The 23,106-nt window shown below is 54.8% G+C and carries 21 protein-coding genes and 3 pseudogenes; 15 read left to right on the top strand and 9 right to left on the bottom strand.

All coding sequences use genetic code 11. The features are described 5' to 3' along the window. Positions 1-212 precede the first annotated feature (212 nt). Positions 213-701 carry a MarR family winged helix-turn-helix transcriptional regulator gene (locus tag AC07OG_RS20845; protein WP_495067960.1) on the top strand — a complete coding sequence of 163 codons (489 nt, stop codon included), beginning with the start codon at positions 213-215 and terminating at the stop codon, positions 699-701. A 49-nt stretch (positions 702-750) separates the two neighbouring features. On the opposite strand, the gene AC07OG_RS20840 is transcribed toward AC07OG_RS20845, so the two are convergent. Further along, a complete protein-coding gene (locus AC07OG_RS20840; protein WP_495067959.1) occupies positions 751-2,073 on the bottom strand; it encodes an OprD family porin in 1,323 nt (440 codons plus the stop codon). Between the two features lie 332 nt (positions 2,074-2,405). Between AC07OG_RS20840 and mhpT the strand changes: the two genes are divergently transcribed. The 4 genes from mhpT to AC07OG_RS20820 all read left to right on the top strand — a co-directional run bounded on the left by mhpT (position 2,406) and on the right by AC07OG_RS20820 (position 7,619). After that, positions 2,406-3,623: a 3-(3-hydroxy-phenyl)propionate transporter MhpT gene (mhpT, locus tag AC07OG_RS20835; protein WP_060539943.1), complete on the top strand. Its 1,218-nt coding sequence runs from the start codon at positions 2,406-2,408 to the stop codon at positions 3,621-3,623. 549 nt (positions 3,624-4,172) lie between these two features. Continuing rightward, the gene (locus AC07OG_RS20830) at positions 4,173-5,507 is read left to right on the top strand and encodes an MFS transporter (protein ID WP_495067958.1); all 1,335 of its coding nucleotides are present in this window, start codon (positions 4,173-4,175) and stop codon (positions 5,505-5,507) included. 107 nt (positions 5,508-5,614) lie between these two features. Beyond that, positions 5,615-6,820 (top strand): OprD family porin, encoded by a 1,206-nt coding sequence (locus AC07OG_RS20825; RefSeq protein WP_495067994.1) that lies wholly within the window; start codon positions 5,615-5,617, stop codon positions 6,818-6,820. Between the two features lie 85 nt (positions 6,821-6,905). Then, positions 6,906-7,619, top strand: coding sequence for a GntR family transcriptional regulator (locus AC07OG_RS20820; protein WP_060540164.1), 714 nt, complete (start codon positions 6,906-6,908; stop codon positions 7,617-7,619). Positions 7,620-7,628: 9 nt separating this feature from the next. Here AC07OG_RS20820 and AC07OG_RS20815 read toward each other — a convergent pair whose 3' ends face one another. Continuing rightward, positions 7,629-8,579 carry a PDR/VanB family oxidoreductase gene (locus AC07OG_RS20815; protein ID WP_060539946.1) on the bottom strand — a complete coding sequence of 317 codons (951 nt, stop codon included), beginning with the start codon at positions 8,577-8,579 and terminating at the stop codon, positions 7,629-7,631. 74 nt (positions 8,580-8,653) lie between these two features. Further along, positions 8,654-9,712, bottom strand: a complete 1,059-nt coding sequence (locus AC07OG_RS20810) for a Rieske 2Fe-2S domain-containing protein (RefSeq protein WP_060539947.1) — start codon at positions 9,710-9,712, stop codon at positions 8,654-8,656. Between the two features lie 109 nt (positions 9,713-9,821). Here AC07OG_RS20810 and AC07OG_RS20805 point away from each other — a divergent pair. From AC07OG_RS20805 to AC07OG_RS20795, 3 genes and pseudogenes are all read left to right on the top strand, one after another. Then, positions 9,822-10,073: pseudogene (locus AC07OG_RS20805) on the top strand (MFS transporter); the annotation flags it as partial. Positions 10,074-10,098: 25 nt separating this feature from the next. Further along, positions 10,099-10,248, top strand: a complete 150-nt coding sequence (locus tag AC07OG_RS20800; protein ID WP_495067996.1) for a hypothetical protein — start codon at positions 10,099-10,101, stop codon at positions 10,246-10,248. 440 nt (positions 10,249-10,688) lie between these two features. Continuing rightward, a complete protein-coding gene (locus AC07OG_RS20795) occupies positions 10,689-11,315 on the top strand; it encodes a glutathione S-transferase family protein (protein ID WP_495067957.1) in 627 nt (208 codons plus the stop codon). A gap of 430 nt (positions 11,316-11,745) precedes the next feature. Here AC07OG_RS20795 and AC07OG_RS20790 read toward each other — a convergent pair. Then, a pseudogene (locus AC07OG_RS20790) lies at positions 11,746-12,048 on the bottom strand (ATP-binding protein); the annotation flags it as partial. Between the two features lie 5 nt (positions 12,049-12,053). On the opposite strand from AC07OG_RS20790, the pseudogene AC07OG_RS20785 reads away from it, so the two are divergent. Beyond that, positions 12,054-12,359 (top strand): annotated as a pseudogene (locus AC07OG_RS20785) (IS21 family transposase); the annotation flags it as partial. Positions 12,360-12,424: 65 nt separating this feature from the next. On the opposite strand, the gene queD reads toward AC07OG_RS20785, so the two are convergent. Genes queD through dbpB (AC07OG_RS20770) form a run of 3 tightly spaced genes read right to left on the bottom strand, consistent with a single transcriptional unit; the run spans position 12,425 to position 14,358 of the window. Continuing rightward, on the bottom strand, positions 12,425-12,787 hold the full coding sequence (gene queD / locus AC07OG_RS20780) for a 6-carboxytetrahydropterin synthase QueD (RefSeq protein ID WP_495067956.1): 363 nt from the start codon (positions 12,785-12,787) through the stop codon (positions 12,425-12,427). A gap of 45 nt (positions 12,788-12,832) precedes the next feature. Further along, complete coding sequence (locus AC07OG_RS20775; protein WP_495067955.1) at positions 12,833-13,270, bottom strand: hypothetical protein; 438 nt, start codon at positions 13,268-13,270, stop codon at positions 12,833-12,835. A 32-nt stretch (positions 13,271-13,302) separates the two neighbouring features. After that, a complete protein-coding gene (gene dbpB / locus AC07OG_RS20770) occupies positions 13,303-14,358 on the bottom strand; it encodes a DGQHR domain-containing protein DpdB (RefSeq protein ID WP_495067954.1) in 1,056 nt (351 codons plus the stop codon). A gap of 181 nt (positions 14,359-14,539) precedes the next feature. Between dbpB (AC07OG_RS20770) and AC07OG_RS20765 the strand changes: the two genes are divergently transcribed. From AC07OG_RS20765 to queE, 6 genes are all read left to right on the top strand, one after another. After that, on the top strand, positions 14,540-15,475 hold the full coding sequence (locus AC07OG_RS20765) for a hypothetical protein (RefSeq protein ID WP_495067953.1): 936 nt from the start codon (positions 14,540-14,542) through the stop codon (positions 15,473-15,475). Further along, entirely contained in the window at positions 15,472-16,593 is a 1,122-nt protein-coding gene (gene dbpB, locus AC07OG_RS20760) for a DGQHR domain-containing protein DpdB (protein WP_495067952.1), read from the top strand. The genes AC07OG_RS20765 and dbpB (AC07OG_RS20760) overlap by 4 nt, the downstream gene beginning before the upstream one ends. After that, positions 16,590-17,888, top strand: a complete 1,299-nt coding sequence (gene dpdA, locus AC07OG_RS20755) for a tRNA-guanine transglycosylase DpdA (protein WP_495067951.1) — start codon at positions 16,590-16,592, stop codon at positions 17,886-17,888. Before dbpB (AC07OG_RS20760) ends, dpdA begins: the two co-directional genes overlap by 4 nt. Further along, on the top strand, positions 17,885-18,940 hold the full coding sequence (dbpB, locus tag AC07OG_RS20750; protein WP_495067950.1) for a DGQHR domain-containing protein DpdB: 1,056 nt from the start codon (positions 17,885-17,887) through the stop codon (positions 18,938-18,940). The genes dpdA and dbpB (AC07OG_RS20750) overlap by 4 nt, the downstream gene beginning before the upstream one ends. Before the next feature lie 27 nt (positions 18,941-18,967). Then, complete coding sequence (queC, locus tag AC07OG_RS20745) at positions 18,968-19,669, top strand: 7-cyano-7-deazaguanine synthase QueC (RefSeq protein ID WP_495067949.1); 702 nt, start codon at positions 18,968-18,970, stop codon at positions 19,667-19,669. A gap of 62 nt (positions 19,670-19,731) precedes the next feature. Further along, positions 19,732-20,367, top strand: a complete 636-nt coding sequence (gene queE, locus AC07OG_RS20740) for a 7-carboxy-7-deazaguanine synthase (RefSeq protein ID WP_495067948.1) — start codon at positions 19,732-19,734, stop codon at positions 20,365-20,367. A 34-nt stretch (positions 20,368-20,401) separates the two neighbouring features. Here the strand turns inward: queE and dpdD are convergent, their stop codons facing one another. Next, entirely contained in the window at positions 20,402-22,576 is a 2,175-nt protein-coding gene (gene dpdD, locus AC07OG_RS20735) for a protein DpdD (RefSeq protein WP_495067947.1), read from the bottom strand. Continuing rightward, positions 22,573-23,100 (bottom strand): phospholipase D-like domain-containing protein DpdK, encoded by a 528-nt coding sequence (gene dpdK / locus AC07OG_RS20730; RefSeq protein WP_495067946.1) that lies wholly within the window; start codon positions 23,098-23,100, stop codon positions 22,573-22,575. Before dpdK ends, dpdD begins: the two co-directional genes overlap by 4 nt. Positions 23,101-23,106 lie beyond the last annotated feature (6 nt).

Genomic DNA, 23,106 nt, shown 5'->3' with positions numbered 1-23,106 from the left:
GACGATGCTCTCTTGTTCTTGGTTTGAAGATGACTGGAAATTAAACCGGCCAATTAGTTATGTCAATTAACTATTAATAATATTAACCTGTTTCCGTCACGCTGTGAGCGCCCACCCTCCGAACGCCAACCAACATTGGCCATAGCAATCACCGGTCAACGCCGGCAAAATAGATAGCCTTGTTAACCCAAAATCCTCAGGACTCACCTGCAATGGCCAAGCCCTCCCCCCTCGCCGAGACGATCGAGGCAGCGTCGACCAGCGCCGAGATGCAGGCACCACTCGATTCGGCATTGAACGACCTGATCGGCTACGCCATGCGCCGCGCACAACTCAAGCTGTTCCAGAACCTGATTGGCCGCCTTTCGGCCCACGATCTACGACCTGCCCAATTCTCCGCCCTGGCGATCATCAACCAGAACCCCGGCCTGATGCAGGCCGATCTGGCCCGGGCTCTGACCATCGAGCCGCCTCAGGTGGTGCCGCTGCTCAATAAACTGGAAAGCCGTGCGCTGGCGGTGCGCGTGCGGTGCAAGCCTGACAAGCGCTCGTACGGGATCTTCCTCAGCAAGACCGGCGAGACCCTGCTCAAGGAGCTGAACCAGATCGCCGCGCAAAGCGACCTGGACGCCACCGCGGCGCTGGAGGATCAGGAGCGGGAAGAGCTGCTGCGCCTGCTGAAGAAGATTTATCAGGCGTGAGACACGCCCCAGAGGGACGTGCCGGTGAGGCGTCTGCAGGACCGTGGGGTTACCAGATCGGTAAGGTGTAGGTCACCAGGAAGCGGGTCTGGTTTTCATCACGAAAGGCCGCACCGGTCGGGAAATCGTTGCGGTAGATCGCCTTGCGCGCCACCAGTGCGACATTTTTCAGCGGACCGCTCTGCACCACATAGCCCAACTCCATCTGAAACTCGCGCTCCTTGCGGTCCTCGGCGTTGAAGGCTGCCATCTCGATATTGTCACCGCGCAAATAACGCAAGCGGCCCCTCAGCCCGGGTACTCCGGACGCTGCGAAGTCATAGTCATAGATGGCCTGCCACGTGCGCTCCTTGGCATTGAGAAAGTCCGACGCCATGGTCATCTCACTCATGCCCATCAACTCTGTCCCGGAGATGTAGGGCGTCGCCGATTCGCCAGTGGAATGCATATAACCGATGCCCAGCTTGTGTCCGCCGTATCGGTAGCTGAACATCCCCGAGACGTTGCGATTGTCCACTTCACCACCCTTGGCGCTGCCATCCTCGCGACTGAAAAAACTGCGCAGGTCGCTGGTCAACACACCTCCTCCCAGCGGCAGCTCATGCAGCAAGGCAAAGGTGTCCTGTTGGTACAAGTCAGTCACCTCGACGTGATAGGCACGCAGGCTCAGCGTCTTGCTGACCTGGTAATCACCCCCCGCATAGGCCATGTGCGAGGTCGTGGCAGTGGCGTTGAAGCGCCGGTTGGGCGACGCGATGGTCATCGCCTCATAGTTTGTGGAATTGCGCTTGTCGATGCGATCGATATAACCGGTGTTCAGCGTCAGCCCATCGAAGTCCCTGGAGCTCAGGATGGTACCGCGAAAGGTTTGTGGCAGCAGTCGCGAGGGGCTGGCAAAGGCAAACGGCAGGAAAATCGACACGTCCCCGGACTTCACCGTGGTCTGGGCAAAACGCAGCTTGGCGGTCGGGGCCAGGCGCGAGTACTCGTCCGCCGCCCGATTGTCGCTGGCCGACACCGGCAGCAACTCGGTGCCGCTGCGGTCCGGCGCGGAGTCGAGCTTGACCCCCATCAGCCCGCGAACGTCCAGGCCAAAACCCAGCGGCCCCGGGCTGAACCCCGACTCCATGTTCATGATGAAACCCTGGGCCCACTCCTGGGCGGCGGACTTGGCGCCATCGTCCTTGTATTGGCGATCCAGGTAGTAATTACGCAGGGTCAAGGTGCCATGGCTGTCTTCGATGAAGCCCCCGGCGCGCAGCTGAGTGGGTAGAACGCTCAAGCCGAGCAGCGCCAGGACCAACCCTCGGTTGATACCGGGCACACAGGTGGCAGACGCCGTGGCAACGTCGTGCGCAGGGAGATTTGGCATGTTCGATTTCCATTTTTTATTGTTGTTTGTGCCGCCGGCAGAGCCCAGTGCAGCCGGCTTCGCGGACAGAGAATGGAAACAGCCAACAACCGCTGTCAATGGTAAATGACCGATAATCGAACATTAATATTATTATCTATTTTCCAGCAATCCGCATTTTCTAGATCTTAGTAGTTGATTTATAAGCCTTATCTGCCGATTTTTATGATTTTCATAGGGCGATTCATTTTTTAGTTATCTTTGTTATCTTATTCGCCAGCAGCCATCTTCAGCGTACCCCGTGCGATGGGACGGCTCGACTCCACAACAAAAACAACAATGAGGTTCCACCCATGGACAGCCCATCGCGTCGTTCGACGCTGACAATCGCTTTGTGCTTTATCGTTGCGCTGATCGAGGGTTTTGATCTGCAGGCCGCCGGCACAGCTGCCGCCGGACTGCGCCAGAGTTTTGCCCTGGACCCGAAGATGATGGGCTGGGTGTTCAGCGCCGGAATCATCGGCCTGCTGCCCGGGGCGTTTTTTGGCGGCTGGGTCGCCGATCGCATCGGCCGCAAGAAAATCCTCGTCAGTGCCGTACTGCTGTTCGGTCTGTTTTCCCTGTGCACCGCCTATGTCGAGAGCTACTCCAGCCTATTGCTGGTGCGCTTCATGACCGGTCTGGGTCTGGGCGCCGCCCTGCCCAACCTGATCGCCTTGTGCGCCGAAGCCGTAAGCGAACGCAACCGCGGCACCGCCATTAGTGTCATGTACTGCGGCGTGCCCCTGGGCGGAGCGCTCGCGGCGGTGGTGGCGATGTTTTCAAGTGAACACTGGCAAACCACCTTCATCATCGGGGGCCTGGTGCCCTTGCTGGTCGTGCCGCTGATGGCCCTACTGCTGCCCGAATCCACTGCATTCCGCGAGCAACATTCAGCCACTGGCAGCCTGCGGCCATCCAGCGCACAGGCGCTGTTCGGCGAAGGCCGCACACGCAACACCCTGGCCCTGTGGCTAAGCTATTTCTTCACCTTGACCGTGATGTACATGCTGCTCAACTGGCTCCCATCATTACTGCTGGAACAGGGCTTCAGCAAACCCCAGGCGGGCATGATCCAGATGCTGTTCAATATCGGTGGCGCCCTCGGGTCGCTGCTCGGCGGCCTGCTTCTGGACCGTTGTAACGGCCTCAAGGTCGTGCTGTTCGTGTATGCCGGGTTGCTGGCGGCGCTGGCCGGGGTGGGCCTGTCTATCGGAATCGTACCCATGTCGATCGCCGGGTTTGCCGCCGGGTTGTTCGTCATGGCTGCGCAACTGGTGCTCTACGCCCTGGCGCCACCGACCTACCCGACCGCAGTGCGCGCCACCGGCGTCGGCGCGGCCGTGGCCATCGGGCGCCTGGGCTCAGTGGCAGGCCCTCTGGCCGCCGGGCAGATCCTTGCTGCCGGTGCCGGCACTACCGGCGTGCTGCTGGCGACTTCACCCGGGCTGGTGATCGCAGCCTTGTCGATTATCACCGTGATCGCACGCTCCAGTTCGACCACTGAAGCATCACTGAATACCGCCAACTGAGCATCACTGCGAAGTTCTCAACCCTCTCGCGAAATCACATTGAGCAAGAGCCGGTGTCACAACCGCCGTCCTCTCCCAGTGCCAGCGTGCACCGGGATTGGGCGTGTGTAGTGACAAAGTCTCGAATCGATCGAACGCCAAAGCCTGGAGCGAATACCGCTGGTCTGCGGTGCTGCGGCTTGAAACGCAAAGCATGTCCCGGGGTCTACCCCACGAGCTCCTCACACCCTTATATTGGATCCTTTGCAGAAAAATTTACGAAATGATCGATAATCGAACACTTTAATAATTCATAACTAATTGTTTTTAAAGGATTTTATCTTCTTTTATTAAAAATCAGATAAAAATCCTCTAACAACCACTTTTCAATGGATCCATAAAACGATTGACTGGCGCCACTCGGTGTCAGGTAAAACGCCTGCCCGCTCATAAAAATAACAAGGGTGTCGTGATGAGTAACTTCTCAATCGGGTTCGAGCTTCGGCTTGCACCCAGCTTCGTGTGCCTTTCTCGCTTTACCATTGCCCAGCCTCATCTCGAGGGCAAGCCATGAGTGTGGATCTGAAGAGCGTGGTAGATGAGCGTTCCATGGCACGTTTCCAATGGCTGGCCGTGGGTATCTGTATTGTCCTGAACATGATCGATGGCTTCGACGTGCTGGTGATGGCTTTCACGGCCTCCTCGGTGTCTGCCGAATGGGGCTTGAGCGGCGCGCAGATCGGGTTGCTGTTGAGTGCCGGATTGTTTGGCATGGCGGCAGGCTCTTTGTTCATTGCGCCGTGGGCGGATCGTTATGGACGTCGACCATTGATTCTGTTTTGCCTGCTGCTCTCGGGGGCCGGCATGCTGTTGTCGGCCCTGAGCCAGACGCCACTGCAACTGGCGCTGCTGCGTGGCTTCACCGGCCTGGGGATCGGCGGAATCCTGGCCAGCAGCAACGTGATTGCCAGCGAATATGCCAACAAGCGCTGGCGCGGACTGGCGGTGAGTTTGCAGTCCACCGGTTATGCCTTGGGCGCGACCTTGGGCGGGCTATTGTCGGTGTGGCTGCTGACGCACTTTGGCTGGCGTTCGGTGTTCATCTTTGGTGGCGCCGTGACCCTTGCGGTGATTCCCCTGGTGTTGCTGTACCTGCCTGAATCGCTGGACTTCCTGATCGCCCGTCGTCCCGCAAATGCCTTGGCACGCATCAATCGCCTGGCCGCACGTCTTGGCCAGCCTCCATTGCGCGAACTGCCCATGGCTCTTTCCGCGCCGACTTCAGGCCGTGGCCGCCTGGCGCAGTTGCTCTCGCCGGATTCGCGACGCACCACCCTGCTGATCTGGCTGCTGTTCTTCCTGGTGATGTTCGGCTTCTACTTCGTGATGAGCTGGACGCCGAAGCTGCTGGTCTCGGCTGGGCTTTCGGCACAGCAAGGCATCAGCGGCGGCGTGCTGCTGAGCGTAGGCGGCATCTTCGGCGCCGCGCTGATTGGCGGCCTGGCCTCGCGCTGGCGGCTGACCCGGGTGCTGTCGCTGTTCATGCTGATTACCGCGGGCCTGCTGGTGCTGTTCGTCGGCTCCGCGTCATCGGTATCCATGGCACTCGGCCTGGGCCTGCTGATCGGCTTGTTCGCCAACGGTTGCGTGGCAGGCCTGTACGCGCTGTCGCCGATTGTCTACGACGCTTCCGTGCGCACCACGGGGGTCGGTTGGGGCATCGGTATCGGGCGCATCGGCGCGATCCTGTCGCCCACCGTCGCCGGCCTGTTGCTGGACAGCGGGTGGCAGCCACTGCACCTGTATGGGGTGTTTGCCGTGGTCTTCGTGATTGCCGCGGCCGTGTTGCTGCAGCTGCGGCCCAACGCCCCGGCGCAGCCTGCCGGCCAACCCAGCCAGGCTTGAATCAAAGCGGTAGCGAGGCCCTCCCCTCGCTACTGAGTCCATCCTCCAGGAAAACAACAATAATGAATTACCTTCCTCTCCCTCCCCGGGCCCTGCTCGGCGGTGCAATGGCGCTTGCCCTGATGCCTTCGGCACACGCTGAAAGCAGCGGTTTTTTCGAGGACTCCAAGACCAGCCTGACGCTGCGAAATTACTACTTCAATCGTGACTTCAACGATCCCGGCGCCAGCAAGAGCAAGATCGAAGAATGGGCCCAGGGCGCGATCCTCAAGTTCAGTTCCGGTTATACCCCGGGCGTTGTCGGCTTTGGCCTGGACGGTATCGCAATGCTGGGCATCAAGCTCGACAGCGGCCCGCAACGCAGCGGTTCGGAGCTGCTGCCGGTGCATGACGATGGTCGCTCCGCCGACGACTACGGGCGCGCTGGGCTGGCGGCAAAAATGCGTATTTCCGACACCGAGTTGATGCTCGGCGAACTCATGCCGGATATTCCGCTGCTGCGCTACGACGACGGACGCCTGCTGCCACAAACCTTCCAGGGCGCCATGCTGGTGTCCCGGGAGCTTACCGGCCTGAGCCTGCAGGGCGGTCAATACACCTCGGTGAGCCTGCGCAACTCCTCGGACATGCAAGACCTCTCGGCCTGGGCTGCGCCCACCGTCAAGTCGGACGGCTTCAACTATGCGGGTGCCGAATACCGCTTCAACGAACAACAGACCCAGATCGGCGCCTGGTACTCGCAGCTCGAAGACATCTATCAGCAAAGCTATCTGAACCTGCTGCATAAACAGAAAGTCGGTGACTGGACCCTGGGCGCAAACCTGGGCTACTTCATCGACAAGGATGACGGCAGCGCCCTGATCGGCAATGTCCAAAGCCATACCGCCTACGGACTGTTCTCGGCCAACCTGGGTGGCCATACCCTGTACCTGGGGCTGCAAAAGGTCAGCGGCGATACCGGCTGGATGTCGGTGTATGGCAGCAGCGGGCGGACCCTGGGCAACGATATGTTCAACGGCAACTTCAGTAACGCCGACGAGCGCTCCTGGCAGGCGCGTTATGACTACAACTTTGCCGCCGTCGGCCTCCCCGGCTTGTTGTTGATGACCCGCTACGGTCACGGTGAAAACGCCACCACCAAGGCCGGCAGCAATGGCAAGGAATGGGAGCGTGACACCGAGGTCAGCTACACCCTGCAAAGCGGCCCGCTGAAAAACCTCAGCCTGCGGGTCAACAACGCCACCAACCGTCGCAGCTTCAACAGCGACTTCGATCAGACCCGCATCATCGTCAGCTACCCCCTCTCCCTCTGATCCTCCCGCCAGGGGCGCTTTGTCGCCCCTGCATCTCTCTCCTCCTTGCGCTACTATGGCGAACCAACTTCTGGAAGTCGCCTGCATGAGCAAACCGGGTCAAATGGTGCTGGTCGCACTGCGCAAAATGATCGCTTCTGGCGAGCTCGCGGCTGGCGAACGGCTGATGGAGATCCCGACGGCGGAACGCTTCGGCGTCTCGCGCATGCCGGTGCGCATGGCCTTTCTCACCCTGGAACAGGAAGGCTTGCTGGTGCGCCATGGCGGGCGGGGTTATCAGGTGCGCTCGGTGAGTGCCGACGATATCGCCGGGGCCGTGGAGGTGCGCGGGGTGCTGGAGGGTCTGGCGGCGCGGCAGAGTGCCGAACGCGGCTTGAGCGAAGAAGCACAGACGGCGTTGCGCGAATGCCTGGTGCAAGGCGATGCGCTGTTCGACAAGGGTTACGTGACGGAGGAAGACCTCGAGGCGTTCCATGACCTCAACATGCGCTTTCACCAAGTGATCGTCGACAGCAGCGCCAACCCGGCAATTGGCGAAGCCTTGGCGCGTAACGACCATCGCCCCTTCGCTTCCGTGTCGGCGCTGGCGATCGATCGCCAGGACCTGGTGCGCGAATACCGGCGCTTCAACTTCGCGCACATGCAACACCACTCGGTGTTCGACGCGCTGGTCAGCCGCCAGGGCGCACGCGCGGAAGCCATCATGCGTGAACACGCCAATGCAACGCTGCGCTACGCCGAGGTCTTCGGGGCGATCAGCAACGGCGACCGAATGAAGGTGATCGCCCGCGGCGAGTGATCGGTGGGGTCAGAGGTCCAGCACCAACAGCCTGGACTTGGATCTCGAGCAGCAAGGCGTGAACTGGTCATTGGCCGCTTGCTCTTCTTCGGTGAGAAACAGGTCACGGTGCTCCGGCACCCCTTCCAGCACACGGGTCAGGCAGGTGCCGCAGATACCCTGCTCACAGGAAAGCGCAATCTCTACGCCGTGACTTTCCAGCACCTGGACCACGGTCTTGTCGGCGGGAATGTCAAACACCTGCCCGCTACGGCCCAGTTTGATCTGGAAAGACCCGTCGGCACTGGTATCCACAGGCGCCGCGGCGAAGTATTCACGGTGCAACTGCCCTTCGCTCCAGCCCTGAGCCTTGGCGCTGTCGAGCACATGCTGCATGAACCCTGAAGGACCGCAGACATACAGGTGCAGGTCAGGCCGCGGATTGGCCAGGACCTTGGCGGCATCCAGGCGCGAATCGGCCTGTTCATCGAAATGCAAGTGCACGCGATCGGCAAAGGAAGCGCCTTTGAGCCGCTCGACAAACGCCGCCCGTTCGCTGGAGCGCGCACAGTAATGCAGCTCGAAATCGGCACCGCTGTGGGCCAGTTGCTCGGCCATGCACAGGATCGGAGTGATGCCGATGCCACCGGCGAACAACAGGCTGCGCTGCCCCTCGGCCACCAGCGGGAACAGGTTGCGCGGCTCGCTGATGAACAGGCGGTCACCGCTGTTGATCTGCTCGTGCAGGCTCTGGGAACCGCCGCGCGAGGCAGTGTCCTTGAGCACGCCGATCAGGTAGCGATGGCGCTCTTGCGGGTGATTGCACAACGAATACTGGCGGACAAGTCCGCCCGGCAGGTGCACGTCGATATGGGCTCCGGCACTGAAGCCGGGCAGTTGCCCGCCTTGTGCACAGGCCAGCTCGTAGCTGCAGATATCCAGCGCTTCGTTGTTGCGGGATGTCACGACGACTTCAATCATGGCGCACCTTCAAGGCCGGCCACCGCGGTGGCCGTGAACAGGATCAATGGGAGTGGACTGGCCTGGCGCTCGAGCTAGTTAGCCGTAGCAATCAGCTCGACGGCGGGCGCCTGCTCACGGGCGATGATGCGCTCCAGCACGCGCCGGGACTGCACACCGCCGGCATCGATATTGAGCTTGAGCAGGTTACGCTCGGGATTGGCCAGCAGGTTTTTCTGCTGCTGTTCGAGCATGTCGAGGTCTTCGCTGAAGATCTTGCCCTGGCCCTCGCGGATGCTGGCGGTCAGTTCTTCGTCACGGGGATTGAAATTGCGCGCCATGCCCCAGAAGTACCAGATCGACGTCTCGGTTTCCGGGGTAATGAAGTCGACCACGATGCTCGCGGCCTTGTGTTGCGGCTCGGCGTGGTAACCGCCCTTGCCCGCGTGGGCCACGCCCACCTCGATCAACACATGGCTGGGCGGACTGAAGCGGCAGATCTGCCAGCGGTCCACCGGCACATCGTCGGCCAGATTATTGCCACGCAAGGCCATGCGCCAGAACGGCGGCGCCATGATGTTTTCCATGTGCCGCGCGGTGACCACCTCGTCACCTTCGACGGTGGTGACCGGCGCCGCTTCATCGATCTCTTTCTGGCCGATGCTCGAGGCGTGCACGTAGGTTTCGTGGGTGAGGTCCATCAGGTTATCGATCATCAACCGATAGTCGCAATTGATGTGGAACAGCCCCCCGCCATACGCCCACTCATCGCTGACAGCCCACTCCAGATGATGGATCAGTGCAGGGTCAGCCTTGTCCTGCTCACCCGGCCAGACCCAGATGAAACCGTAACGCTCTTCAACGGCGTAGGTCTTGTTGCACGGAAAACCCCGTACGCGCTGCCCCGGCATTTCGACGGTCTTGCCATCGCAGCCCATGACCAGGCCGTGGTAACCACAGACCAGGTTGCCATTCTCGACATAGCCCAGGGAAAGAGGGGCGCCGCGGTGTGGGCAGAAGTTCTCGACGGCGGCCACACGGCCTTCTTTCCCACGGTAGAAGACGATTTTCTCACCGCAAATCTGCCGCCCCAGGGGCTTGGAAGCGATCTCGTCGGGGGTGCAGGCGACATACCAGGTGTTTTTCGGATACATAGGGTTCTCCGGGACAGGCTTGTTTTTATGGATCCATTTGATCGGATAAACCTGATATTCGTCAAGCTTTTTGCGGATAAATGGACGCCAATGGATCCATTAAAGCCGGATCGGGGTGGCGGCGCCGATTCTCCTGTCGCTGATTCGTTGCGCCCAAGGCTTTTCCGCCGGCGGCAAATACGCCGGTGCCTGTGCCTATCTGATGGACCATGCTCCCAGGGATAAACGCGCCTGGTACGGCAGCTTCATTCCGGTGTCGACCTTTCCCGCCTTCGCCGCGGCCGCCGTGGTGGCCTACGCCCTCGAGGCGTCGTTATCGGCCGAAGCCATGGGCAGCTGGGGCTGGCGCCTGCCGTTCCTTCAAGATCAACGAAAACCAGCTTGCCTTGGAGGCTGCCATCAAGGCGCTGACGCTTTGGGCAGAGCAGCACAGTGCGACCGAGGTCGGTGGCAATGTGCGCGGCGCCTTGGAAGCCATCGACAAGAATGAAGAATTCATCAAGATGACGCTCGCGGTGCTCATGACGCCGGAGTGAAAACAATTGAGTGCGCCCAGTAGACGGGGTTTAACGCAACCACCGATCACACAGCTTTTTCATCGATGCCATTGTGATATCGTCGGGAAATTACGTTTTTTAAAGGATGCTGATCTTGCGTGCACCACAGACACTATGCCCGTAATCATGACGTTTACATGGGGATAAACGGGGAACCGGCAATTGAATTCAAGGGCCAAACCAGGAATTCCCGCACTGCTCAGCCCCCCGAAAAATTGCCCAAGAGTTGGCCCAGCCATCGACGCAGTCCTGCCGAGCGACAATCCAGCACACCGCCACACACCACTGATGCCGCAGTAACCGGGTTGGCCTGAGGTGCTCGCACGGCCAAACGATCAAGCCCAAACTGACAACCATTTAGAACCACAGTGCAACAGAACAGTCTGTCCCTACACACCCTTCCAACTTAAGAGAACTTTATGATCATCGTTCACCACCTCAATAACTCCCGATCACAGCGCATCCTCTGGTTACTCGAAGAGCTGGCCCTGCCCTACGAGATCAAGCACTACCAAAGAGACGCTAACACCAACCTGGCTCCCCCTGAACTGAAAGCCATAAACCCGCTGGGCAAATCACCGGTTATTCAGGATGGCCCTCATGTGCTGATCGAATCCGGTGCTATCGTCGATTACCTGATCCGCCGCCACGGCGATGGCCGCTTGCAACCTGACCCGGCCACCGCAACCTACGACGAATATGTGCAATGGCTACATTTCACAGAAGGGTCGGCCATGCTGCCGCTGATGCTCAGCCTTTACATCGGGCGTCTTGGGGAGGCCGGCAAGCCGCTGCAGCCGCGAATCGAATCTGAACTGGCCAACTATCTAGGGTACCTGGAGAACGCGTTGAAACTTACCCCGTACTTGTTGGGTGACGAAATCAGCGGTGCGGATATCCAAATGAGCTTTGTTGGCGAGTTTGCGAAGTCCCAGGGCATGCTGCGAGACTACCCTGGGCTATCGGCCTGGATCGACCGCTTCCAGGCGCGGCCGGCATATATCAATGCGATAGAAAAAGGCGGTGCTTACAAGTTCGCGGGTTGAGCGCTAAATACGCAGGCTGTGGTTCCTGTACTATAAAGCGTCTTCAAGCGCTCAACAGGTTACGTTACAGAGAGCCTGGCCTTGGTTGCGCACACCGTGACCACCGTCACCGTCACGCACTAACGGAAGACGCGACCAAGGCTATCCACGGAAATCAGAGGGCTTGTATTACAGAACTCCCACAAGGAACAAAGGGGACAGATTACTTTTTCGATTTTGACAAAGATGTACTGACATTGCTGGTGCACGAGTTCCGCATGTTTGGCGGTAACAGTATTACCAATCTGTTCCGTAGTGGCGGCGTGACGTGTTGGCGCTGATTGAAAACTGACCCACCGGGGTGCGATTGAAAAATGACCCAGGGCGGATTGCTGATTTTTGCATCTGCAATTGTGGATAAGCCTAGCAGCACTGTCTTGCGCCATCAGCACTAAGCCCCACCGCATGCAGGCATGCCGCAGAGTATTCCCGGGGCAGGTCCAAACGGTTTATCGTCCTCTGTACCGTCACTGTCCTTGCGCTTTCGCTCACGTGACTTGATCTTTGTCTGGGCGACCAAGTTGCTGTGTTGCAGGCGGTAGGACTCGTTACCTGTTTCGACGATATGGCAGTGGTGCGTCAGCCGATCAAGCAATGCCGTGGTCATCTTGGGGTCACCGAACACACTCGACCATTCCGAGAAGCTGAGGTGGGTCGTGATGACCACGCTGGTGTGCTCGAACAACTTGGACAGCCTTCAACAAACTCAGTCAATTTCACGAGACGCTGGAACAGGCGCTCAAGGTCGATTCCTTCCGGGCAAAGCACAATCGTAGGAGCGCCAAAGCGCTATTCGAACAGATCAAGGCCGAGGGTTACGGCGGCGGCGAGGCCTTTCAGTTCGACTGGAGCGAAGAAGGACTGCCGATCGGCGGCCTGTTTCGACTCATCCAGGTATCCCACATGAAGCTGTGCGCCAGTCGCGCATTTTGGTTGGTTGAGTATCCCAGCCAAGGCCACGAGATGCTGTTCGATGTCCATACCCGCTCGTTTGCCGCGTTAGGTGAAAGCCTAGACCAATCCAGTGAACTACACACTTCGCATAGCTCTACTTTTTTACACGAGAGTGGTTATACCGCCGGCCCTTTATAAATACATCCACTTGTACATGTCTCGTGAATACGTACTGCGGATAGTTCGGGAAGCAATGGCTTTAGCTCCTGCCAAACCCAAACGGCTAAAACCTCGCTCGTCGGATTCTCCAGCCCGGGAATTTCATTAAGATAATTGTGATCTAAGCGTTCATACAGAGGCGCGAAAATTGCCTTTATCTCGGAAAAATCCCTAACCCAACCCGACGTACTATCGACAGGGCCATCAATATAAATTGCAATACGAAAGGAGTGACCGTGCAGACGCCCACATTTGTGCCCTTCTGGAACATTGGGCAGTCGATGAGCAGCCTCAAAAACGAACTCTTTAAAAATCTCCACTGATTCCTCCCGTATCTCACGCGACAAAAAAACAAAACAGCTAGACTAAACCTTCCAAGACTCAAGATCGACGCATAACGTTTCAAACAAAAACTCTACAACTTTGGCTCGCCCCTCACCCAGCGCTGATGCAATGGTGATCACGGAAACCAAAATGGAGTTAACAGTGTGCAAATCGGTTACATCACTCAAACAATTCAATATTTCTTCGAATTTCCCCAACATAGCAGTTTGGGAAAAATTTAATGCCTGCACCACATGGGTAGATGGCGTCAGGTAGAGAATATTCGCACGCGTCCGCAAACCGTAGGCTTCAGTCAGCATGCCATACCCTTCCGAAGGGAAAGCTTCGTCCTGCCCTGCGAGCCTCCTCAATGCCTCCTGAAAAGCCATGGATAGATGAAGAATGACTTCAGAGAACTCTTTTACACTGGCGTCACTGGCCAAGGCTGGAGCCAAATCCGAGGAAACCAAAGTAGTCATAATACCTCCTAAATATTAGTAATGAGCACCAGTTAGCTAGATACGAGTTCCGAACTTCGAACCACCCTGGTCAAATGATCAGTCAAAAGATGAATATCACCATGTAAATTCTGAACTCCATTCCATGGCCGGCTGCCTGTTTTAAAGGACCACTCTCCCGAATCGAGCGTCCAAGCAGTATATCCTTGTAGCTTTCTAAGGCCTAACTTGAATACTGGGGCCAGTGGCGCTCCTGTAGCACACAACTGCTCCATGACGAACCCCATGGAAATAATCCCCGCGCTATGGACGAGACGAGAGCTTTTAGGCGTATGACCATGCCAAGCATTTCCAAACACCTCCTGGACAGCCTGGAAAAACTCACTGATGGCCAAGAAACACCGATCCTCCCCTCCCGACAACTCAATCACCTCCCGACAGTAACCGTCGGATAGGGAATTCATTACCAGTTTCTGGAGCGACGTATCACCGATGACCCCTGAGGGGTTGGTATGCTGCTTAATCTGTCCTTGCAAAGAAGATCGATCGTCATAATTCAGCATTTCCACGATGCGGGCTGCGCGGGCGCGGGAAGTCATTCTGAATGGAAGGCCGCTGACAGACGGGAGCAGTTCATATACCAGCGACTTCGGTAATGGACTGGTGTTGTTGACGAGAATGAATTGCCGGCGAAGCTCTTCCTGATTTTCACACACAAGAGCAGACACCAGCAGCTGGAACGAACTCCCCTCGAGCCCTGCTAACGCAGATAGGCGCTGCTGACCATCCACAACGAACCCAGGAGGGCCAGCTGAAATATCCACCTCAATTTCTGCATAGGCTCCATTTCCTTCCACCACCCGGACTCCACTGGTAAACGCTAACACCACAGCATTGGGCATTACCGCATCGGGACGGGAGAGGTAGTCGCGAATCTCTCGTATGTGCTTGGACACCTGTGGCCGCTGAAAGCCATGAAGGGCGCCACGATCATCACGCTTGACTCGGTCGATGCTAGCGATCGCCAAAATCTGCTCAACGGTAGCCGCAAACGATACCACTTGGTGGGTTTGGCTCTGTAAGGCCTTGATTGCGCTGAACTTAAGCAATGGGTCTCTTCCTTCATCGAACACCCCCCCAGAAAGAGGGGTAGCAGCAGTATTCAGGCTCTTATACCAACCCTTCCGCATAAAAACTAGCCTAAGCGCATTGGCCTATACAGTTATTAAATGGTAAATTGTCAGCCTAAGATAAATGCAACACCCGTCAAAACAGGCCTACAGTTTTCCCATGAGAACCGTCATCATCACCAACTGCACCAATCGAAAACGTCTCGACGGCCTGCCGCCGGTGGTGCTGAACGACGAGTGTTATTCATCGCTTGCAGCCATGGCAAAGGCGTGGAAGGGGCAAATAGACGAACGTCCCACCACTCTGATGGCATCTTCACTTTACGTGGGCAGAAGCGTTTCTGACGCGAGGCGCGTAGCAACGAAGTTGGACGCGAAGCTAATGTTTGCATCGACCGGCCTAGGGTTGATTGAAGGCGATCAGAGATGTCCACCGTACAACCTGACGGTGGCTCAGGATCCGAATTCTATCATCCCACGTCTCGAAAAGTTGGGTGTGTGTGCATCAGATTGGTGGGAAGCCGTGAATGTCACCCAATCAAAGGGAAGCGCCCTAGCGCACCTCGTCAGCCAACCCGACGTCGGCTTGGTGCTCATTGCCCTCTCTTCAAACTATGTCCAGTTGATAGGCGAAGACCTTGGAAAAATCAGGGACACGCAGATCGACAAGCTCAGAATATTCACTTCGCGCCCAGGCATCGAAATGCTTCCCAGCCATTTACGACGCATCGCGATGCCTTATGACGAACGCCTTGAAACCTCAACACTACCAGGCACTCGCAACGATTTCCCTCAGAGAGCCCTGCGTCATTTCATTGAGATTCTTGAACTGTCGAGTGCTCCTGCTGAGATCGCTCGAAAGAGCGTCAGCGCGGCAATGGATCTTTTATCCCTAGCAAAAACGACCATCCGGCGGCGCGCATCGGACAGTGAAATTGCCTACATGCTTGAGTGTGTGTGGGCTGACTACCAAGGCAGTTCCACTCGATTGTTACGCTACTTAAGGGACGACGCCCTGGTGTCGTGCGAGCAATCGCGCTTTCGGAGGATCTGGCAGGACATCAAAGGTCAAGACAGCATAGAGAGCAAAGCATGACGAGCGAAGATGCGATTGTGGTGCGTGCACTACGCACCACGCAAGGCGACAATCTTGATGTGTATGCATTATTCATCAGGGGATCTGACCTGGTCCGAATTGCTGACATCAGCCGCCTGTCGCGCGAAGACAGCAGTCCCCTCAAGGGCTTTCAGCGCCCTGAGATTAAGAGTCATGTCAAAGGGATCACTGAGTACCTCAATCAGGGAAATGTACTTTTTCCCAATGCAATTATCTTAGCGCTGTCTCCTGATCTGCGTTTTGTTGCAGCACGCGGGAGCAAACCGACAGGCGACGCGGGGCTTTCGCAAGCGGGGACGCTGACGATCCCTATCAGGGAGGAAGGAATGAGGTCTGCCTGGATCGTGGACGGGCAACAGCGCTCATTGGCGTTGGCGAAAGCGGCCAATTCGGATCTTCCTGTGCCAGTGATCGGTTTTGTATCCGACAGCCTGACCACCCAGCGCGAGCAATTCATTTTGGTCAACAAGGCCAAACCGTTGCCCACTCGACTGATCAACGAACTACTGCCGGAGACAGGCAGCATCCTTTTGCCCCGCGAACTGAGTGCTCGCAAAGCACCAGCTGAGTTGTGCGGGCTTCTTAGTCGTGACCCCAACTCCCCTTTCCACAAACTCATAAAGCGGTCGTCCGAGCAAAATAGCAAAGCAGTGATCACTGACACCGCTGTAATTACGATGATCCGCAACAGCATCGGTAATCCGTTGGGGGCGTTGGCCCCCTATACCTCCAGCATCGACGGAGCAGCGAACGTTGAGTCCATGTACAACCTACTGATGACCTTCTGGCGGGCAGTGCGTGATACGTTTCCTGAGGCATGGGCACTTGAATCCAAGAACAGTCGACTCATGCACTCAGCTGGGATCATCGCCATGGGCGTGCTTATGGATCGGATCTACGCCAAAATCGGTGGTCAGCGCGAAACCTACGAAGCCGTGTTACAAGAACTGGCCAGAGTAGCCCCTTACTGCGCATGGACAACAGGTCAGTGGCCGATGATTAATGTCCAGTGGAATGAAATCCAAAGCACCCCTCAAGATATCAAGGCGCTGCAAGAAACCTTGATCCGCCTCTATATGACCAGCGCTCACCAATGAAATTTTTATACGCCGACACCCAAGACTACGTAGACCCAGACTACGACTTCATCAACGATCGAAATGCGCCGGGCCGGAAGAGATACTGGGATGACCAGTATGCGCACGAAATGATGACCCCCGTCCCTTATGACGGGCTCTTGGTCTCGATGAGCGCAGTGCGACCGGCAAATGGCGTCGCTAATTCAAAGGTTCGGTACTCGACTTCCGAGCAGCAACGCTTCCTCAGAGAAGGCGCGCGCAAATTTCTACGACTCGATGGCATTCAGTTCAAAGATACGATGGTCCTAGGTGACTGCGGGGCTTTCGCCTATGTAGAGCACCCTACCCCTGCGTATAGCCCAAGCGAAGTAGTAGAGTTCTACTCAGATGCGGGATTCACCCACGGTTGCTCGCCGGACCACATCATATTCAACTGCGACTCCAGCAATCCTCCAGCGCTGAGCCAGTCGGAAGACGTGCTGTTTCGGTACGAAATTACGCTCAAAAATGCGCAAGAGTTTCTGCGTTTAGTGAAGGAGGCGGAATGGCCTTTCGAACCTCTTGGAGCGGTACAGGGTTGGTCTCCTCAAAGCATGGCGAACGCTGCAAAACAACTCGAAGACATGGGTTATCGCTACTTGGCGATCGGAGGCCTAGTGCCTTTGAAAGTCGATCAAATCCATGAGGTTCTGAAAGAACTTCGAGCGGTCCTTAAGCCAGAGACAAATATTCATCTGCTGGGTTTTGCTAAAGCTGAGAACATCCATGAATTCACTGGATATGGCATTACCAGTTTTGACTCAACCTCCCCCCTTATACGCGCATTCAAAGATGCGAAGTGTAATTACTACATGGGCAACAATACAAGTAAACTGGATTACTACACAGCCATCCGCATTCCTCAGGCGATTGAAAATCCACGCCTGATGCAAGGAATAAAAAAAGGCACTCTGAGCGCAGAAGAGTTACAAATCAAAGAAAAAGCGGCGCTACTAGCGATCCGTGACTACGATAAAAACCTGCTAGACTTTGATTCAACTTTAGCTGTGTTAATAGACTATCTGCGACTGACTCTTTCCGGTTCGATATCGTCATCATTAGAAATGGAAAAAGAAATCGCCAAGCATGTCCGACTAATCTCACCCACGCTGAGAGATAAACCGTGGCAAAAATGCCAATGCTCGATTTGTCAGTCAGCGGGTATCGAAACTATTATCTTTCGAGCCAGCAATCGAAACAAAAGACGCGGATTTCATAATTTAGGTGTGTACCACCGCCACCTTCAGAAAACTCTGGAACTTTCGAAACAATGATCTATCGATTTAAGGGTGTGCGTGCCCAACAGGCCTCCGGGCATGATGTATTTTCGTTTGCGGCCACTCCAAAGGACATTTTGGAGTTTTCTGAGATTGAGAGAGTTGGTCGCGATGAAGCAGGTCACCTCAAAGGCTTTCAGCGCCATCAAGTCGCCTCGCACATCAGAGATATTCGTGACTATCTTCAGCGCGAAGATGCATTGCTCCCTAACGCAATTATCTTGGCCTTCCTAGACGGGGTAACGATTAAAGACCTCGGCGAGGGTATTGTAGAAATCGTTATTGACACTGCCGAATCCAAACCAGGCTTCGTGGTCGATGGACAACAACGACTCAGCGCCCTTGCCACGATGGAGAAGCCTGGGTTTCAGGTATTCGTATCTGCATTGATTTGTAAAGACTACAACGAACTGCGGCAGCAGTTCGTACTCGTTAATAATACGCGACCGCTACCAAAATCGCTGATCTATGAACTTTTACCGACTGTTGACGGCCTGCCCGAACGCTTCACCAGTCGTAAGTTTGCTGCTCGCATTATTGATTTGTTGAATTTTATGCCTAACTCCTCTCTATTTGGCGAGATCAAGCAACATACGAATCCTAAAGGAGTACTAAGCGACATGGCGATGCAGAAGTTCGTGATGAACTCTGCGAATGATGGCGCGATTCGTAGCTTCATGAAGTTTGATGACTTTGAGGGTCGCAGCATCGAACTAATCAACAACTTCTTCCATGCAGTACGCGTAGTTTTCAAATCTGAATGGGAAGGACTAGCGCCCAGGAATTCGCGCTTGAAGCATGGAGCGGGCCTGGTTTCTTTGAGCTTCGTTATGGAGTTGCTTTACTCCGATCAAGGTACAACCAGCAAGGAAGGCTTTATCAAAGGTCTAACACTTTTGAAACCTCATACAGCTTGGACAAGTGGCGATTGGCACATTTCTGAAACCGACCGCCGCCCCTGGAATGGTATCCAGAACACGCCCACTGATATCGGATTGCTCACCAAATATCTGACCGAAAAACTCAAGCACGAACTAAAACGGCGCTAAATCTGACTCAACTCCGAGGAGAGCAGTATGCACAGCAAGGCCTTAGTTTTATTCTCAGGCGGACAGGATTCAACCACCTGCCTTGCTTGGGCGCTGGAACGGTACGAGCACGTCGAGACCATAGGCTTTGATTATGGTCAGAGACATCTAATCGAACTCGAATGTCGACTGAACATCTTGCAGGCGGTACGTAACAGATTTCCGAACTGGGCCAAGCGACTCGGTGAAGATCACGTGCTTGACCTCAAATTACTCGGCCAGATCAGCGATACGGCGATGACCGCTGAAAAAACTATAGAGTTTGAAAAGAATGGACTTCCCAATACATTCGTACCCGGGAGGAATCTGCTGTTTTTGACGTTCGCAGCCACGATCGCCTACCGACGGGACCTCACAGTGCTGGTCGGGGGAATGTGCGAAACCGACTACTCAGGCTATCCAGACTGCCGGGACAACACCCTCAAAGCCACCCAGGTGGCCTTAAGCCTCGGGATGGATGCTCCAGTGATCATAGAAACGCCCTTAATGTGGCTCAACAAAGCTCAGACTTGGCGTTTGGCTGAAGAATTAGGTAATGAAGATTTTGTCAGCCTGATAAAAGAAGAATCCCACACCTGCTATCTCGGGATTCGACAGCAGATGCATGAATGGGGCTACGGATGTGGAATGTGCCCAGCTTGTGAACTGCGTAAAACTGGATATGAGCAATACATTCAAAAACGAGATTGACTATGGTTCAGCGGTGGGGGTCAGAGCACTCGCCACCAATTTGAATCAGCTGAGTAAACCAAATGACTTACAGCATCAAAGAAATGTTTTACACCCTTCAAGGGGAAGGTAACCAAGCGGGTCGACCCGCGGTATTCTGCCGATTCTCTGGATGCAACCTTTGGTCAGGACGGGAACAGGACAGGGCTAGTTCGATATGTACATTCTGTGACACGGACTTTGTGGGAACGGATGGGTTGGGTGGCGGAAAATTCAAGGATGCGAATAGCCTTGCCCTCGCGATTAATTCATTATGGCCTATCTCCCATCAAAGCCATAAATATGTGGTACTGACCGGAGGAGAACCGCTGCTGCAAGTAGATGATGCTTTAGTGGAAGCACTGCACAAACACAGTTTTACCGTTGCAGTGGAAACCAATGGCACAATAACACCACCACGCGGGATTGACTGGCTTTGCGTCAGCCCTAAATCCACGGCAGAATTAAAGGTCATTCAAGGCGATGAATTAAAATTAGTTTACCCACAAACTGAGGCGCAACCAGAGAAGTTTGAACATCTTATCTTCAACCATTTCTATCTCCAGCCAATGGATGGACCAGAGGCCCACCTAAACACCGAATTGACCATAAAATATTGCAAGACGCATCCAAAGTGGAAACTTGGCTTACAATTGCACAAAGTACTAATGATCCCTTAGAGCAAACCTAAAAAAATACCAGCTTACACAACTCTTAAACAACCTTCAGCTTTAACCCTTCTACAAACTCACGTACGATGCTTGAAGCACCCTTACCATACGGATATATAATATCCTTTCTTATACTTATCACCGGATAGAATGCCTGATGCTTTGAACTGCGGGAAGAGAACACAAAATAGTCGGCCGTTTTCGCCAGATTGCATAAGGCCTGAGTAGCGGTATGATCACTGTTGATCTCGACCTTGAGGCCCGTGAAAATCATTTCCAGTACGTCCTTGGCTCGGCGCGCGGCGCCCTCTGTAAGAGTGTAAATACCTAACAATTTCCCCTGTAAATCAGGGGTCAATTTTATCAGCGAATCAACATCTGACTCGAACTCTTTGTTCTTGCTAAAATCTGGGACTGACTCACCGACCTCAAGAATTTCGCGCATTAATACAAAGGTCAATTGACGTATCGTTGGATCTTTAATTTGTCTCCAATGCTTTGTTGCGAAATCTTGTAGCGATTGCCAGACTTGACGGCGCAACGCCTCTGATGGGCAGGGTGCGTCCAACAGTACATCCATCAATTCCAGCATGCCGGCATACGCTTCAGGCCCCTTATTAACCTCCCAGAGCATTAATATAGAGTCGATCAAACGCGTATACTCATCGACTGCGAAGGGCCGCTCCAACATCAACTGCGTCAATTGCGCAGTTAGCGACAGCAATGCTGGATTGACTATAGGATCAAGAGCAAGCAATTCCATCAATTCTAACCATACAACTCCTTGGCAATCCACATCGCGCGCTTCCAACCAATCAAGTAACAACGGCAGAATGTTACGAAGAATAGTCTGTCCCACAGGAGATCCAGTCTTAATGCATTTAAGCAAGTTGTCTGAGCTAAAGGATTCAACTGTCCAATTTTCGCAATACTCTTGTGCATCTCTCTCTAGTGAGCCATTCGTTGATTTAGCATCAACCAAGCACTGAAACCAATTATCCCAACCACCCAACTGCTCTCTAGAATAGCGACTTTGCAAATCTTGCAAAATCGTAGTCATCATAGGTAATGATTTCAGCGGTTCAAACCACGATGCAGGCATGGCCTGTAACTTCTGCCACAATTGCTGCAACTCAACTAGTGGCACAACCAGCGAGCGTTGCAGTAACGCTTGCACCGCCCCGGGCCCCTCTTTCTGATCTTCTGGCCAACCAACAACCTGTTCAATATCAGCTTCGGGTTGATCTACAAACAAATCCGCCCAGCGCAGCAACTTTCGAAACCAGTCCGACTCGATAAATTCTGGCACCTGCTGCTGAGTCGGTGCACACCTCAAAGTAACAGCGCCGGCAACCCACAACTGCCAATCTTGTTTAAAGCTTTCGTGAGTTTCAAACAGCGGAACAGTCATAAAAAGGGGGCTTAACGGGCGACACAAATCGGCCAACTCTTCCCTGCTCGCCTCACCTATGACCTGAGTAATTAGTAGTCGATTAAGCCCCAACTGCCCTAGTGCTTGTAGCAATAGGCGAACTAGTCGTAACGGAATACGGCCGCCGAGTAGGCTGGGCAACCGTGGATGGCAGACTATATCTTGCCAACGACCAGCTGAAGCCAAAGCCTGCAGTTCCAACGACAGTAAATTAGGTGGGGTGAAGCTTCCCGAACTCTTTAGCTCCCCATAAAAACGCCAAGCACTTTCACCATCACGCAACCGGTAGGCGAGCATAAAATCTCGCAACACTTGACCTATTGGCCGCTTAGCTAGCGATGTAAGTGCTGGACGTTGACGATACAACTGCAGCACGTTAGCTAGGACAGTAAAGACCCGGAATTTTTGCTGATCGTCCACCTCATCAAGTAAATCAATACGCAATAACCCGGCCGGGGCATGCGCTAACAATGCACTCTGCCCTTCATCATTTGGGGTGATGATCAGACCGTAATCAAAACAGGTATCCGCCGTTCCCAAAAATGCCGTCAATACCTGGCGTAACTCCTCCAAAGCGCGGCCATCTTCCGCGGCTGCATAGAAGCATAATTCCGGCGGGCGACTGTATGGCAACAGTAGAGGCCACTGCCCCGCACAGGCACTTTTCACCAAAGGCTCCAGCAAACACTGATACGGTTTCGGGTATTTGCCGGCAAACACTTTGTCCGGATCGATTTGGTTATCGACCTCGAAAAACGGCTGTAACCATGCCGGTATGTTGCTCATGAGTTCGCCTCAAAGTGGTAATGCTCTTCAAACTCCAGCAATGCTTCAGAAATTATCTGAGAATTGCTGGAAAGCATGACATGTTCATCATTACGGTTTGTTCCACTCCAGGTGTAATTCATTGAGCCCTTCAAAAAACAACTTTTGGTAAGTAGACCTTTGGTATGAACTTGCTCACTGAACAGGCGAGAAAAATCATGTCCGGCAATTAGGCGACCGTCCAATTGCTGAATAAACCGACGACTGTACGCGTCGTCACGGGTCACTATCCGCAAGCGGCACCCAACATTAACCGCCTTAGCTAGCACTTCATTGAAACTAACCTCCCTACTACCCCAACCTGGTTCTATAGCGTCCCACTGCCCTGAACAGTTGTCCAACAGAGGAAAGTCACTTAACCAGGGCGATACTAACCAAATAGGCTCAGGATTAATTAATAAGCCGGCCATTAGACCACCTAGAACCTCGCGAAATTGCCGACGACCTAGGGGACCATGTAGAAATATTTGCCGCTGTTCGCTCATAGCAAA

The organism is Pseudomonas sp. GW821-FHT09H03, assembly GCF_059415945.1.
This window is presented reverse-complemented; position numbering and strand designations above follow the sequence as displayed.

Bases quoted from the DNA above. Each gene is read 5' to 3' on its own strand.
- dbpB (WP_495067952.1), top strand. From the start codon at position 15,472: ATGACGAGCGAAGATGCGATTGTGGTGCGTGCACTACGCACCACGCAA.
- queE (WP_495067948.1), top strand. From the start codon at position 19,732: ATGACTTACAGCATCAAAGAAATGTTTTACACCCTTCAAGGGGAAGGT.
- dbpB (WP_495067950.1), top strand. From the start codon at position 17,885: ATGATCTATCGATTTAAGGGTGTGCGTGCCCAACAGGCCTCCGGGCAT.
- AC07OG_RS20810 (WP_060539947.1), bottom strand. From the start codon at position 9,712: ATGTATCCGAAAAACACCTGGTATGTCGCCTGCACCCCCGACGAGATC.
- AC07OG_RS20820 (WP_060540164.1), top strand. From the start codon at position 6,906: ATGAGCAAACCGGGTCAAATGGTGCTGGTCGCACTGCGCAAAATGATC.
- AC07OG_RS20840 (WP_495067959.1), bottom strand. From the start codon at position 2,073: ATGCCAAATCTCCCTGCGCACGACGTTGCCACGGCGTCTGCCACCTGT.
- dpdK (WP_495067946.1), bottom strand. From the start codon at position 23,100: ATGAGCGAACAGCGGCAAATATTTCTACATGGTCCCCTAGGTCGTCGG.
- dpdD (WP_495067947.1), bottom strand. From the start codon at position 22,576: ATGAGCAACATACCGGCATGGTTACAGCCGTTTTTCGAGGTCGATAAC.
- AC07OG_RS20845 (WP_495067960.1), top strand. From the start codon at position 213: ATGGCCAAGCCCTCCCCCCTCGCCGAGACGATCGAGGCAGCGTCGACC.
- AC07OG_RS20830 (WP_495067958.1), top strand. From the start codon at position 4,173: ATGAGTGTGGATCTGAAGAGCGTGGTAGATGAGCGTTCCATGGCACGT.
- dpdA (WP_495067951.1), top strand. From the start codon at position 16,590: ATGAAATTTTTATACGCCGACACCCAAGACTACGTAGACCCAGACTAC.
- AC07OG_RS20795 (WP_495067957.1), top strand. From the start codon at position 10,689: ATGATCATCGTTCACCACCTCAATAACTCCCGATCACAGCGCATCCTC.
- mhpT (WP_060539943.1), top strand. From the start codon at position 2,406: ATGGACAGCCCATCGCGTCGTTCGACGCTGACAATCGCTTTGTGCTTT.
- queC (WP_495067949.1), top strand. From the start codon at position 18,968: ATGCACAGCAAGGCCTTAGTTTTATTCTCAGGCGGACAGGATTCAACC.
- AC07OG_RS20765 (WP_495067953.1), top strand. From the start codon at position 14,540: ATGAGAACCGTCATCATCACCAACTGCACCAATCGAAAACGTCTCGAC.
- AC07OG_RS20825 (WP_495067994.1), top strand. From the start codon at position 5,615: ATGGCGCTTGCCCTGATGCCTTCGGCACACGCTGAAAGCAGCGGTTTT.
- AC07OG_RS20815 (WP_060539946.1), bottom strand. From the start codon at position 8,579: ATGATTGAAGTCGTCGTGACATCCCGCAACAACGAAGCGCTGGATATC.
- AC07OG_RS20775 (WP_495067955.1), bottom strand. From the start codon at position 13,270: ATGACTACTTTGGTTTCCTCGGATTTGGCTCCAGCCTTGGCCAGTGAC.